The sequence below is a fragment of the Pseudomonas sp. B21-012 genome, from assembly GCF_024749305.1.
Lineage (GTDB): Bacteria > Pseudomonadota > Gammaproteobacteria > Pseudomonadales > Pseudomonadaceae > Aquipseudomonas.
Map to the genome: position 1 here is coordinate 2,254,915 of NZ_CP087197.1, position 13,056 is coordinate 2,267,970.

A 13,056-nucleotide genomic window follows, 5' to 3' on the forward strand; every position below is an offset into this window, starting at 1 on the left:
CGAGCCGGAGGTTTCAGAGGGCTTTGTGTGTATCACATCGGCTGCCACTTCAACGGCCTGGTCTTGCGATGAAGGCCGCCTTGCCGCCCACGATCGTGAGCACCGGTCAATAAACCGATTTTCAAGCGGCTGTAGCAGCCGCTTGGAAGAAAGTCACGCTCAGTCGCAACGGATCGCTGTGCTTCGTCAGGGGCGGCTTTTTGCCGTTAGCTGTCAGTGGTGAAGGGCAGCTAAGGGTCGTTAGCTGCCGGTTGTGGATGGCTGCTTTCGACCCTTTGCGGCCCGTTCGTGGATGACCTAAACCGGCCAATACCAGCCAGTCGCATGCTTACATGATCGGCTAGAGCAGAACCTCGCTAGAAAGCGCAGTGAATTCGGATGCTGACGGACAGCAATAAGCATCCGGCTGGGCAAGGTACAGAAGGGCATTTAAGCCGTCGCCTACCCCGTCACCTCAGTAGAGATGGCGCAGGTCATGCTTGACCACCGCATCGACCACCAGGCTGGTGGCCTTGCCCAACAGGCCCGTACCGTTCATGTGCTCGGACAGCATCTTGGAAAAGGCTGGAATCTGCCTTTCGTCCAGGTGTGTTGCGCGATCCCACAAGCCCGCCGCCAGCAGTGCTGGGCAGTGCTGGAAGCGATAGCGCTCGACGTTCACGACGGTAGCGACCCTAGGTGGCTTGCCGTTGATTGCCAGTGGGGCGAGCAAGTTCGAGTCGTTGTTCAACCAGGCGCGCCCGGCCACGGATAAAACCGTGTCGGCGCCGGGCTGAAGGAAGGACAGGCGCAAGGCGCCATCGACGAGAATATTGCTCAGGCTGCAGGCAACCTTGTTGCCAGGGCGTTCCGGTACCAGCAGAGTGTGGCGATCCAGTACCTGTACGAAACCAGCCGGGTCACCTCGTGGCGACATCTCGGTGGCGTCGGCCTGGCGCTGCGTAAGCATCAGCAGGTACGGCGAGGCGGCGATAAAGGCCTGCGCTGGCTCGGACAAGGCCTGCCCTGTGTCAGCTAAAAAGGGCGTGGTGTACTCTCTGGCCCGCCAGAAATCGGCGCGTACCTTGGCTCGCGAACAGTGCAGGAACAGCGCCTCGGCGCGAAACTCCAACAGCTTTCCGGCCCGCAGAGAGCCCCGGCCATTGGCGCGCAGGCTGAACCCCACGCCGGGCAGGATGAAATACAGACTGCAGGCCATTTCCTCTATCGGCTGCTGTGAGATCGCTTTGTCTGCCGGCCAGGGCAGCAAGATGTCCTGGCCCTCGGCCCGTAACACTGGATGGTGGCGCAAATCGAGGTACTCGATATCTAACCGCGGGTCGGCGAAGCCGACGGCGCAAACCGTCGCTTGGCGGATCATCAGCAGGCAGTGCTCATCCAACTTGCGCTGCAGGCGTTTGTGCATAATCGCCGGTGGTGGCGGAATCAGTGCGCGCAAGGCGCTTAACGATTCGATTCTGTGCTCGGGCATAGCAGGTCTTCCTGTGCCATGGTCGTGTCGTCGATGCTAGGCAGTCCGATGACGGCTGGCCATGGCTCTGCGGTTCAACTTGTATGGCTTTTGGTTGCAACCTGCACTTGCATGGCCGACGGCTGGCCGCCGCTCTGCACCGTGCGTTAGAGTCGTTACCCAAGCAACTACCAAGAGCAAGTCCGATGGTCAGAAGTACCACCGTATCGGCCGTCGCAGTGCTGGATCTGCACGACCAGTTGCTGAATCTCGGCGTGGTCACTGCAACCCAGTTGCGGGAGGCCGGTGTGGAGGGTGCCAAACTTCTCGACCAGGGGGCTGCGGCATCGCCGATCCAGGAGCAGCGTGTCGACGAGACCCAGTTACTGGCGCTGTGGCAGTTCGCCGCGAACAACACGCAATTGCCGCATATCGGCCTGCTGATCGGGCAGACCTTCAACCCCGCCACGCATGGCGTGCTGGCTAGTTGGTTGCGCCAATGCAGTCGGGTGAGCGAGGTGCTGGAAGTGTTCCAGCGGCATATCGCGCTGATGAACCCTTCGGAGAGCTGGCAGTACAGTGAAACGGCAGATGCTCTGGTGCTGGAGATCACCTTCGCCCCCGGCAAAACCTACCCGCAGGCCGCCATCGAACGCAGCATGAGTGCAGTGCTGCGCTGGAGCCGGGAGATGACCGGCGTAGAGCTGCGGCCTCTGGCCTGCGAGTTCGCTTTCCCATCCCCGGCCTACCATGCGCACTATGTCGAGCTGTTCGGCAGCGAGCTGCGCTTCGACAGCGAGAGAAACAGCCTCCACCTGCCGCGAGACTTCCTGCAGCATCCCATTCTTGGCGCCAGCGACTACCTGCGACAGATGCTGGAGTCTCGTGCAAGGGCGACACTCGCGCAGCTGCAAGACGCAGATACGCTTGCCGGCACGGTGCGTCGCTTGATTCTCGCAAGCCTGCCAGAAGGCATGAGCATCGAGCCAACCTGCCAGGCGTTGCACGTCAGTCGCACCACGCTATACCGACGCTTGAAGGAAGAGGGCACCAGTTTCAGCGCGCTGGTGGCGGAGGTACGTCGCGAGTTGTCTGCGGAGCTGATTCGCCAGGGGCTGCCCGTGGCGACGGTCAGCGAGCGGCTGGGGTTCAGGGATACCAGCACTTTCCACCGTGCCTTCAAGCGCTGGTTCGACCGCCCTCCGGGAGCCTTTCGAGAGTAGCAATGGGCTTGCCGCTTTCGGCGCCAATGGCGCGTTAAGCGAGGCGATTGAATTGCCCCTGAAAAGGTAGGTACCTGCGAACCTCAATGCAGGAGACTGGCCTGCTGCGAATCAGTACGCTTCTGGCCGATTTCTGCCCAAAGCGGCCACTCACCCAAGCATGGCACCAATAGCTGATCAAATTTCTGCTGCCCTTGTCGTACCCTGGTGGAATGCCATCTGCCAATCGTCTCCCAGCCGACGCCAGATGGAGCTTCTCAAAGAATCACGGGTGCCGTTCGGGCTATCGACCGTGCACCGATAGGTGGCCAGCACCACCTTTTCGGAGAGGATACGAATCTGAAAATCGGTGATCTGACGCTGGACAAAATCCTGCACCAGCAATGCGTCGATGGTTTGTGACCGGTTCCAGGCGATACCCTCCGCGCCAAACTCGACAAAGTCCTGAGCCAGCAGGCGGGTCAGCATGTCGCGATCAAGGCGTGTCTTGCGTTCAAGCAGGCTCGCCTCCAGTGCGTGAATAACAGGCTCCAGACATGCCTTCGAAATTTTCATGTAATTGACCTCCGTCTGCGATTCACCATGCCTGCGCGCCACGGCGTGGCGGTAGCGACAGCCTGACTTCGACCGTCGATATACATAGCCAAACCCCGCAGCGGACCAGGTCAATGGAGCGCATCATCTGGTATCGGTTAGAATCCGCAGCTTATTTCAACAATGCTTGCTACACATAAGGAAGTTCCATGACAAGGATGGCTGCTGTTTTCACTTTACTGAGTTGCATGGCGTCGGCCTCGGCATTGGCGGCGTCTGATTGTCCGTTTCCGCAGGGAATGCAGGCATCCATCGGTGCGTCGAAGGAAGTCATTGCGGCCAGGCAAGCGGGCGTCGCCAAGGATGATTTACTCACCAGGATTTCTCCCGCGGCCGACGGGCAGATGTCCAAGATGCTAAAGAGTATCGTCGACGAGGTTTACGATTACCCGGCACTGCTGCCCGAGGTGTATGCCGCCTTCCGGTTCGAGCACTGCTTTGTTTCGCAGCAGCACGCTGAACAAGTGGCGGCCATGAAGTTTGCCGATGCCTATCCGCTGCTGAAGAAATGCGAACAGATCGACCCGCAAGGGGCTCGACCGCCTTGTGCAATGCGGGTAGTGCATACGTTGACCGGCATTCCCGAGTAATACCACTGATATCTCTGCCAAAGGAGTCACTCCATGTCAAAGCTATATCCCAGTATTGATCCTGAGGGGCTGGTCGAGTACTCGGTGGTCTACACCGACCGCTCGCTCAACCACATGTCGCAGTCATTTCAAGGCGTGATGAACAACATTTCCACGACCCTTAAACAGGTCTACAACGCCCAGGCTGTTGCGGTGGTACCGGGCAGCGGCACGTTCGGCATGGAAGCGGTTGCGCGACAGTTTGCCAGCGCCCAGCAATGCCTGGTGATACGCAACGGCTGGTTCAGTTTTCGCTGGAGCCAGATCCTTGAGATGGGCAATATCCCGGTGGCCACCACGGTGCTCAAAGCCCGGCCGCTCGACGCGGGTCGCCAGGCGGCCTACGCGCCACCCCCTCTGGACGAAGTGCTGGCAGCCATTGCGACGCACAAGCCACAGGTTGTCTTCGCCCCTCACGTTGAAACCTCCTCAGGGATTATCCTGCCCGATGATTACCTGCGAGCCGTTGGTGATGCCGTGCATGCGGTGGGTGGCCTGTTCGTGCTGGACTGCATCGCCTCAGGCACGATTTGGGTGGATATGCACAAATGCGCAGTCGACCTGCTGATCAGCGCACCGCAAAAAGGCTGGAGCGCTTCCCCTTGCTGCGCCCTGGTGATGTTCAGCGCTTTGGCCCTCGAGCGCATCGAGCAGACGCAAAGCAGCAGCTTTGCCTGCGACCTGAAAAAGTGGCTGCAGATCATGCAGGCTTATGAGCAGGGCGGACATGCCTACCATGCGACCATGCCCAGCGATTCCCTCGCGCGATTCAACGAGGTGATGAAAGAGATGCAAGCCTACGGGTTCGACAAGCTGCGCGGCGAGCAACAGGCTCTGGGCGATCGGGTGCGCGCAATGTTGACCGGCAAAGGCATCAAAAGCGTGGCCGCCGCCGGCTTTCAGGCCCCTGGCGTGGTGGTGAGCTACACCGATGATGGCGATATCAAGAACGGCAAGAAATTTGCCGTCCAGGGCCTGCAGATCGCCGCCGGCGTGCCGCTGCAATGCGACGAGCCGGCCGACTTCCAGACCTTCCGCATCGGCCTGTTCGGGCTCGAAAAGCTGCACAATATCGAGCGCACGGTGAGCACCCTCGAGCAGGCACTGGACGAGGTGATGGTGAACTAAGCCCGCTCACCCAGCCACCAGCACCCCGACCGCTCAAACCTGCGCCAGCGCCTGGGCCAGGTCAGCGCGCAAGTCGTCGACATCCTCGACCCCCACCGACAAGCGCACCAGGGCATCACCGATGCCCAGTTGCGCGCGGTTCTCTGCCGGAATGCTGGCGTGGGTCATGATCGCCGGGTGTTCGATCAGGCTTTCGACCCCGCCCAGGCTCTCGGCCAGGGCGAAGATCTGCACCGCTTCAAGAAAGCGCCTGGCGCCCGCCAGGTCGCTGTTCAGGTCAAGGGAGATCATCCCGCCAAAGCCACGCATTTGCTGGCGCGCCAGCGCGTGCTGCGGGTGCGAGGCCAGGCCCGGGTAGTAGACCCGCGCCACCTGCGGCTGACGCTCCAGCCATTGCGCAAGCTCCAGGGCATTGCTGCAGTGGCGCTCCATGCGCAGCGCCAGGGTCTTCACCCCGCGCAGGGTGAGGAAGGCGTCGAACGGCCCGGCAATGGCGCCCACCGAGTTCTGCAAAAAGCCCAGGCGCTCGGCCAGCTGCGGGTTGTTACCGACCACGGCGATGCCGCCGATCACGTCGGAGTGGCCGTTGAGGTACTTGGTGGTCGAGTGCAGGACGATATCGAAGCCCAGCTCCAGCGGGCGCTGCACCCACGGGCTGGCGAAGGTGTTGTCGGCCACGCAGATGATGCCGCGCTGGCGGCAGATACGCGCGACCGCGGCAAGGTCGGTCAGGCGCAGCAAGGGGTTGCTCGGGGTCTCGACCCAGACCATCCGCGTGTCGGCCTCAAGCGCCGCTTCGAATGCCGAAAGGTCGGCCAGGTTGACGAAGCTGAAGCGGTGCCCGGCGCTGCGCCGGCGCACCCGCTCGAACAGGCGGAAGGTACCGCCGTACAGGTCATTGCCCGAGACCACGTGGGCGCCGGCATCGAGCAGCTCGAGCACGTTGGCGATCGCCGCCAGCCCGGAGGCGAAGGCGAACGCCTGGGTGCCGCCCTCAAGGTCCGCCACGCAGCGTTCCAGGGCCCAGCGCGTGGGGTTGTGCGAGCGGCCGTAGTCGAGGCCCTTGTGCACCCCGGGGCTTTGCTGCAAGTAGGTGGAGTTGGCGTAGATCGGCGGCATCAATGCCCCGGTGGACGGGTCTGGTGCCTGCCCGGCATGGATCACGCGGGTGGCGAAGGCGCGTGGCGCGCCGCTTTCATCGTGCTGGCTCATGGTAAGGACCTGCGTAGGTGATTGAGCAAATCGACACGGGTAATCACGCCGTAAAAGCCGGCAGCGTCTTCAATGATCGCCACCAGCCCACGGTCGAGCTCGGCCTGCAGCTGCGCCAGGCTGGCGCTGGGGGCCAGGGTTTCCAGCTTGAGCTTGGCGGTCATCGCGCTGGCCACGCTCAAGTGAAAGTGCGAAGCGTCCTGGTGCACGCCGAGCAGGATGTCGGACTCATCGATCACCCCGACCAGCTTCTGGCCGTTGACCAGCACCGGCAGTTGCGACACATCGGCCAGGCGCATGCGCTGGAAGGCGGTGAGCAGGGTGTCGTCGGGGCCGACGCTGATCACCCGGCCATCCTCGAAACGCCGCGCGATCAGGTCGCGCAAGTCGCCATAGCGCTTGCGCGCCAGCAGGCCCTGGTCGGTCATCCACTGGTCGTTGTAGACCTTGGACAGGTAGCGGGTGCCGGTGTCGCAAACAAAACTGACCACCCGCTTCGGTTCGGTTTGCTCGCGGCAGTAGCGCAGCGCCGCCGCCAGCAAGGTGCCGGTCGACGAGCCGCCGAGAATGCCTTCGGCGCGCAGCAGTTGGCGGGCGTGATCGAAGCTTTCTTCATCGCTGATGGAGTAGGCCTGGCGCACGCTGGAAAGGTCGGCAATCGACGGGATGAAGTCCTCGCCGATGCCCTCGACCGCCCAGGAGCCGGGAGTGCCGAGGGTGGCGCTGCGGCTGTATTCAGCGACCACCGAACCGACCGGGTCGGCCAGTATCATCGCCAGGCTCGGCTGCAGGCGGCGAAAGAAGCGGGTCAGCCCGGTCAGGGTGCCGGCCGAGCCAACACCGACGACGATGGCATCGACATCATGCTGGGTTTGCGCCCAGATCTCCGGCGCGGTGCTGCACTCATGAGCCAGCGGGTTGGCCGGGTTGTTGAACTGGTCGGCGAAGAACGCATCGGGAATTTCCTGCGCCAGCCGCGCAGCGACATCCTGGTAGTAATCGGGATGGCCCTTGCCGACGTCGGAGCGGGTGATGTGCACCTCGGCGCCCATGGCCTTGAGGTGCAGGACCTTCTCGGTAGACATCTTGTCGGGCACCACCAGCACCACCCGGTAGCCCTTGGCGCGGCCGACCAGGGCCAGGCCCAGGCCGGTGTTGCCGGCGGTGGCCTCGACGATGGTGCCGCCGGGGCGCAGGCGGCCATCGCGCTCGGCGGCGTCGATCATCGCCAGGCCGATGCGGTCTTTGATCGAGCCGCCGGGGTTCTGTGATTCGAGCTTGAGAAACAGCGTGCACAGGCCGGTATCGAAGCGGCTGACACGCACCAGCGGCGTATTGCCGATCAGTTCGAGCACGGCCGGGCGGGAGTCGTTCGCCATGGGGTCACCTCGCAGCGCAGGTAAAGCCTCGCATGGAACATAGGCCCGGATGGCAACCGCCGCAACCGTGTGCAGCCAGCCGGTACATCAGCCGGCGCCCGGATGGCGAGCGCTTCGCGCTCGATCGCGGGTCTAGCCCGCTCCCACAGGCTCAAAGCAGGCTTGGCAGCACTTCTTGGTGGCAAGTGGTCTGCTTGGCAAGCAGAAACTGGATGGTTTAACCCAGCCATTGTCGCGCTATAAATCGCTGCAGTTTCTACCGTCACTAAGGATTGACCATGACCGCAGCACATCCCGTTGTATCGATTCGCCCCGTCACGCAAAACGACTTCAAGCAATGGTGCGCGCACTGGGCCCAGTATCAGGCGTTCTACAAGGTCGACATCGGCATGCCGACCACCCAGACCACCTGGGCGCGCTTCTTCGACAGCCGCGAACCCGTGCATTGCGCAGTGGCCGCTGACGGCGAGCAGGTCCACGGCTTCGTGCATTTCGTCTTCCACCGCTCGACCTGGGGCCGCAATGACTTCTGCTACCTCGAAGACCTGTACGTCTGCCCCAGCGTGCGCGGCCAGCTGCTCGGCAAGCAGCTGATCGAGTACGTGCAGGGGCAGGCGCGGGAGCACCACTGCGACCGGCTGTACTGGCACACCCAGGAGTCCAATCACACCGCCCAACGGCTCTATGACTGGATTGCCGAAAAGCCTGGGGTTATCGAGTACCGAATGGCGTTGTAAGCACCTCGATTTCAGAAGCTGTACTTGGTAGAGAGCATCACATTACGCGGTTCACCGTAGTAGCCGCTGAAGAAGGTGGTGTCCAGGGCGCTGATGTACTTCTTGTCGAACAGGTTGTTGACGTTGAGGGTGGCGCTAAGCTGCTCGCTCAGTTGGTAGCGGGCCATCAGGTTGACCACGGTGAACTGCTGTTGCTTGGCCTTGACCGTGCCCATCGCGGTGCTCGGGGTCACGGTGATGTGGGTGCCACTCTGCCAGTTGGCGCCGCCACCGACGGTCAGGCGGTTGAAGTCGCCGGGCAGGCGGTAGGTGCTCCACAGCTTGAGCATGTTGGCCGGCGCTTCAGTGTTGATGCGCTGGTCGTCGGCGTCTTCGGTGATGCTGTGGTTGTAGCTGGCGGCAAGGTTCCAGTCCGGCAGCAGCTCGCCGTTGGCTTCGATCTCGAAGCCGCGGGTGGTGGCGCCGCTGACGGCCTTGTAGGCCGCCGAGGTGGTGCCGGGGATGACCTGGCCGGGGTCGATCACCGCCAGGTTGTCCTGCTTGATTTCATACGCCGCGATGCTGGTGTTCAGGCGACCCCCGAAGAACTCGCTCTTCAGGCCGATTTCATAGTTGTCGCCTTCGCGCGGTTCGAGGGTCGCCCCACTGGCGTCGCGCACGCTTTGTGGCTTGTAGATGCTGGTGTAGCTGGCATACACCGAATGAATATCGTTGAGGTCGTAGACCACACCGGCGTAGGGCGTGACCACGCCGCTCTCGCGGTACTGGGTGTTGCGGTTGCTGTTGGGGGTCAGCACGTATTCCATGTCGTAGTTGTACTTGTAGTCGCTGGCGCGGGCGCCAAGGATGATCGACAGCGCGTCGGTCGGGCGCAGGCGCGTGGCGATATAGCTGCCGTTCTGGTAGATGCTGGTGTCGCCGTCATACAGCTTGCCGTTGCTGGTGTTCGGCTGTTTGGTGTAGTTGTCCCAGTCGTAGAAATTGACCGAGGTACCTTCGATGGCGGTGCCGCGCAGGGGCGAGTGGCGGTTTTCGTAGCGGGAGAAGTTGTAGCCGACGATCAGCTCATGCTGGCGGCCGAACAACTGGAAAGGCCCCTGGGCCTGAACATCGACGCCGGTTTGCTTCTGCCAGGTGCTGCCGGCGCCACCGTACAGGCGCACCCCGGCGCCGGTGTTGATGTCGGGGAAGCCCCAACTGGCGGTGGCCAGCTTGTAGTCATCGCGGTTGATGTACATCTGGTTGACGGCCACCTTCAGGCTCCAGTCATAACCCAGCTTGTGTTCGAGGCTGGCGAAGGTGTTGAGGACATCCTGGGGGTTGCTGCTCCAGCGCGCGGCGCTGTTGGTCGAGCGCGAAAAATCGGTTTGCTGGCCGTTGCTGTAGAACAGCGGGAAGGCCACCGAGGACGAACCTTGCGGGTTGTTCTTCTGGTAGTCGGCGCCGACCGTGAGCAGGGTGCTGTCGCTCAGGTCCGCTTCAAGGATGCCGTAGAAAATCTGCTTTTCCTGGGAGTAGTGGTCGACGTAGCTGTTGTTCTGCTGATAGGCCGCGACCATGCGCCCGCGCAGGTTGCCGGTCGGGGTCAGCGGGCCGGACAGGTCGAGCTCGGTGCGGTACTTGTCCCACGAGCCCAGGCCTGCCGTGAAGTGGCCCTTGAAGTCGGCGGTGGGGCGCTTGCGCACCATGTTGATGGTCGCCGATGGGTCGCCGGCACCGGTCATCAGGCCGGTGGCGCCACGCAGCACTTCGACGCGGTCGTAGATCGCCATGTCGGCAAGGCTTTGCGCCGAGACCTGGCTGACAATGTCGAGTGTGGTGGGAATGCCGTCGAACTGGTAATTGTCGACGCTGTAGCCACGCGCGTAGATGTTGAAGCGTTCGCTGCCCAGGCTCTGCACCGACAGGCCGGGGGTTTGCTTGAGTACCTCGGTGAGATCGTTGAGGCCCTGATCGTCCATGCGTTGACGGGTGACCACGCTGATCGATTGCGGTGTTTCACGTAGCGACAGCGGCAGTTTGGTGGCGGTACTGGTGATGCCGGTGGTGTACGAGCCGCTGCCTTCAGTGGTGGCGCCCAGGCCGGCGGCGTTGATGCTGGTGGCGCCGAGTTCCACGGCGGCGCTGCTGTCAGCCTTGGCCAGCACGTAGCGCTTGTCGCCGGCCTGCACCACGCGCAAGCCACTGCCTTGCAGCAGCCTGGCAAAGCCTTGGTCCAGTTCAAAATCGCCCTGCAAGCCCGGCGATGACAGCCCGGCCGTGTCTTCGGAGCTGAAGGTGATCATCACACCGTTGGCTGCGGCGAACTGGCTCAGCGCCAGCGACAGGCTGCCGGCGGGGATGTCGTAGGCCTGCGCTTTGGCCCAGGCCGGCGTCAGCGCCAGCAGCGAGCCGGACAAGCCCAGGGCAAGCGCCGCGCGGTGGATGCTGCGGCCGAGAAAAGACGGTTGGAAGGACATGCAAAGGTTCCTGTTCGGGTTGGCAGGGGCTGCGTCTGATGCGCACGTGCAGGAAGAGCCGAAACAGGAATGAAAATCTGTTACCCAAAGGTTGAAAATATTTTTCACCCTCAGGCCGTGCGGCTTTCCACCCGCACCCAGTAGCGCGTTACCCGGCGCAGTTGCACTGGCAGGGAGGCCTCAAGGTTGGCCAGCACCGCCTCGCTGTCATCCAGCAAAAAGGTGCCGGAAAGGCGCAAATCGGCCACATCGGCGGCGCAGCCCAGGTAGCCATGGCGATAGCGCGAGAGCTCGGCGAGCAGGTCCTGCAGCCGCCAGTCGATCGCTACCAGCAGGCCGCGGGTCCAGGCCGAGGCCTGTGCCGGCGCGCGCTGCACGGGGCCAACACGGTCGGCGGCGAAGCTCAATGTGTGCCCGGCATCAACGCGCATGGCTTGCGCGGTTGCCAGGCGTGGACGCACCTCGACGGCATGCGCCTCGACGCTCACCCGGGTGACGCCATCACCTTGGCGCACGGTAAAGCGCGTGCCCAGGGCGAGGATGCGGCCTTGGTCACTCTGCACGCTCAGGGGGCGGGCGTCCTTGGCGGTTTCGACGAGGATTTCGCCCTGGCGCAGGATGATCAACCGTTGCTGCTGATCGAAGCGCACATCGACCCGGGTATCGGTGTCGAGCACCAGCCGGCTGCCGTCGGCGAGGCTCAGGCTACGCCGTTGCCCCACCCGCGTGGCGTAGTCCGCGCGCCAGGGCGAAGCCTGGTAACCCTGCCAGCCGAGCGCACCGGCGCCGAGCAACAGGGCGAAGGTTTTCAGCGTCGCCCGTCGCCCGTGGCGGGCCCGTTCGAGGGTGCTGGAGGCGAGGGCGCTCGGCGCCTGGGTCAGGCGTTGCTGCAGCTGTTCGATACGCTTCCAGGCCGCGGCGTGTTGCGGGTCGGCGGCCAGCCAGGCCTGCCATTGGCTGCGGGTCGCTTCGCTGACGGTGCTCTCGTGCAGGCGCACATACCAGTCCACCGCCTGGGCAAGAATGCGCTTCATGCTTCATCCAGCAGCAGGCAGTGCATCAGCGCACTGGCCAGATGTTTGCGCACCGTCGTCACCGAGACCCCGAGCCGTTCGGCGGTTTTCTCGTAGGTGAGCCCGTCCAGTTGCACGGCAAGGAAGATCTGCCGGGTGCGCGCACCGAGCCCGTCGAGCATGCGGTCGATGGCCATCAGGCTGTCGAAGATCAACGCGCGCGCCTCGGCCGATGGCGCGTGCACCTCGGGGCGCAGCGCCAGGGCTTCAAGGTAGGCTTGTTCGAGGCTGCGGCGCCGGTAGAGGTCAATCACCAGGCCACGGGCAATGGTCGCCAGGTAGCGCCGAGGCTCGAGCAAGGTGCCGGATGTGCGCGCCAGCAGGACGCGCACGAAGGTGTCCTGGGCCAGGTCCGCCGCATCGGCCGAGTTGTTCAGACGCTTGCGCAACCAGCCACGCAGCCAGCCGTTGTAATCCTGGTAAAGCGTCTGCAGGTGCTCATGGCGCTCTGTATCACAGCCTGGTGTGGACATCCCGCTCTCTCAACGACAACCAATGCGAATAGGAATTTGTCGCGATTGTAAGAGAGACAGCGGCCGCAGGGAAGCGCCGCGGTTTTCAGCGGCCTGCCGGTTGGTGCTGTTGCAACCACTGCGGGTAAGTGATGCAGCTGATGTGTTCGGTCCGATAGTCCTGCAGGAACGGGTTGTATTTGTTCTCTTCGGTGTGGTGATGGCGAAAGCCGCATTTCGACTGAGCGGTGTACGACTGGCTGTTGTTGGCAAAGTAGCCGCACCACAATGCCTTGAGCTTGAGGGTTTCGAAGCCGTGGCGCATCACTTCGCGCACCGCCTCCGGAACCAGGCCCTGGCCCCAGTACGGCACCCCGATCCAGTAGGCGATTTCGCCTTCCTGCTCACTGATCTCGAAGTTGCTGTTGGCGCCGATGAGAATGCCGACGCAACCCACCGCCCGCTGGTTGTCCTTGAGTTGCAGCGCATACACCTCGGGGTGACTGAACACGCTGCGAATGATCTCGGCGCTGTGCTCGACACTGGTGTGCGGGGGCCAGCCGGCGATGGGGCCGACGCGCTCGTCGCTGGCGTATTCGTACAAGTCGGCGGCATCGTCGGCGTGCCAGGGGCGCAGCAGCAGCCGTGGTGTTTCCAGTCTCATGTGCGGTTCTCGGATTGGCTTGATTCAGGTAAGACACGGTAGTGGCAAGCGGCTGA

12 protein-coding genes are annotated in these 13,056 nt (G+C 62.9%); 4 read left to right on the forward strand and 8 right to left on the reverse strand.

Annotated features, from left to right (window positions below; translation table 11 throughout):
• Positions 1 to 454: 454 nt before the first annotated feature.
• Positions 455 to 1,438, reverse strand: a complete 984-nt coding sequence (locus tag LOY37_RS10345) for a hypothetical protein (RefSeq protein WP_258716803.1) — start codon at positions 1,436 to 1,438, stop codon at positions 455 to 457.
• A gap of 218 nt (positions 1,439 to 1,656) precedes the next feature.
• Between LOY37_RS10345 and LOY37_RS10350 the strand changes: the two genes are divergently transcribed.
• Positions 1,657 to 2,673, forward strand: a complete 1,017-nt coding sequence (locus LOY37_RS10350) for an AraC family transcriptional regulator (protein WP_258716804.1) — start codon at positions 1,657 to 1,659, stop codon at positions 2,671 to 2,673.
• Positions 2,674 to 2,850: 177 nt separating this feature from the next.
• On the opposite strand, the gene LOY37_RS10355 is transcribed toward LOY37_RS10350, so the two are convergent.
• Positions 2,851 to 3,228 (reverse strand): DUF4440 domain-containing protein, encoded by a 378-nt coding sequence (locus LOY37_RS10355; protein ID WP_258716805.1) that lies wholly within the window; start codon positions 3,226 to 3,228, stop codon positions 2,851 to 2,853.
• 188 nt (positions 3,229 to 3,416) lie between these two features.
• Between LOY37_RS10355 and LOY37_RS10360 the strand changes: the two genes are divergently transcribed.
• Together LOY37_RS10360 and LOY37_RS10365 are read left to right on the forward strand one after the other, a co-directional pair.
• Entirely contained in the window at positions 3,417 to 3,857 is a 441-nt protein-coding gene (locus LOY37_RS10360; RefSeq protein WP_093384562.1) for a hypothetical protein, read from the forward strand.
• Between the two features lie 33 nt (positions 3,858 to 3,890).
• Positions 3,891 to 5,024: an aminotransferase class V-fold PLP-dependent enzyme gene (locus tag LOY37_RS10365; RefSeq protein WP_258716806.1), complete on the forward strand. Its 1,134-nt coding sequence runs from the start codon at positions 3,891 to 3,893 to the stop codon at positions 5,022 to 5,024.
• Positions 5,025 to 5,057: 33 nt separating this feature from the next.
• On the opposite strand, the gene LOY37_RS10370 is transcribed toward LOY37_RS10365, so the two are convergent.
• Complete coding sequence (locus LOY37_RS10370) at positions 5,058 to 6,236, reverse strand: PLP-dependent aspartate aminotransferase family protein (protein ID WP_258716807.1); 1,179 nt, start codon at positions 6,234 to 6,236, stop codon at positions 5,058 to 5,060.
• Positions 6,233 to 7,615: a cystathionine beta-synthase gene (locus tag LOY37_RS10375; RefSeq protein WP_258716808.1), complete on the reverse strand. Its 1,383-nt coding sequence runs from the start codon at positions 7,613 to 7,615 to the stop codon at positions 6,233 to 6,235. Before LOY37_RS10375 ends, LOY37_RS10370 begins: the two co-directional genes overlap by 4 nt.
• A 278-nt stretch (positions 7,616 to 7,893) precedes the next feature.
• On the opposite strand from LOY37_RS10375, the gene LOY37_RS10380 reads away from it, so the two are divergent.
• Positions 7,894 to 8,352, forward strand: coding sequence for a GNAT family N-acetyltransferase (locus tag LOY37_RS10380; protein ID WP_258610321.1), 459 nt, complete (start codon positions 7,894 to 7,896; stop codon positions 8,350 to 8,352).
• An 11-nt stretch (positions 8,353 to 8,363) separates the two neighbouring features.
• Here LOY37_RS10380 and LOY37_RS10385 read toward each other — a convergent pair whose 3' ends face one another.
• The 4 genes from LOY37_RS10385 to LOY37_RS10400 form a co-directional block, all read right to left on the reverse strand.
• A complete protein-coding gene (locus LOY37_RS10385) occupies positions 8,364 to 10,811 on the reverse strand; it encodes a TonB-dependent receptor (RefSeq protein ID WP_258716809.1) in 2,448 nt (815 codons plus the stop codon).
• 110 nt (positions 10,812 to 10,921) lie between these two features.
• Positions 10,922 to 11,845 (reverse strand): FecR domain-containing protein, encoded by a 924-nt coding sequence (locus LOY37_RS10390; RefSeq protein ID WP_258716810.1) that lies wholly within the window; start codon positions 11,843 to 11,845, stop codon positions 10,922 to 10,924.
• The gene (locus LOY37_RS10395) at positions 11,842 to 12,357 is read right to left on the reverse strand and encodes a sigma-70 family RNA polymerase sigma factor (protein ID WP_045201214.1); all 516 of its coding nucleotides are present in this window, start codon (positions 12,355 to 12,357) and stop codon (positions 11,842 to 11,844) included. Before LOY37_RS10395 ends, LOY37_RS10390 begins: the two co-directional genes overlap by 4 nt.
• 85 nt (positions 12,358 to 12,442) lie before the next feature.
• Positions 12,443 to 13,000: a GNAT family N-acetyltransferase gene (locus LOY37_RS10400; RefSeq protein WP_258716811.1), complete on the reverse strand. Its 558-nt coding sequence runs from the start codon at positions 12,998 to 13,000 to the stop codon at positions 12,443 to 12,445.
• Positions 13,001 to 13,056 lie beyond the last annotated feature (56 nt).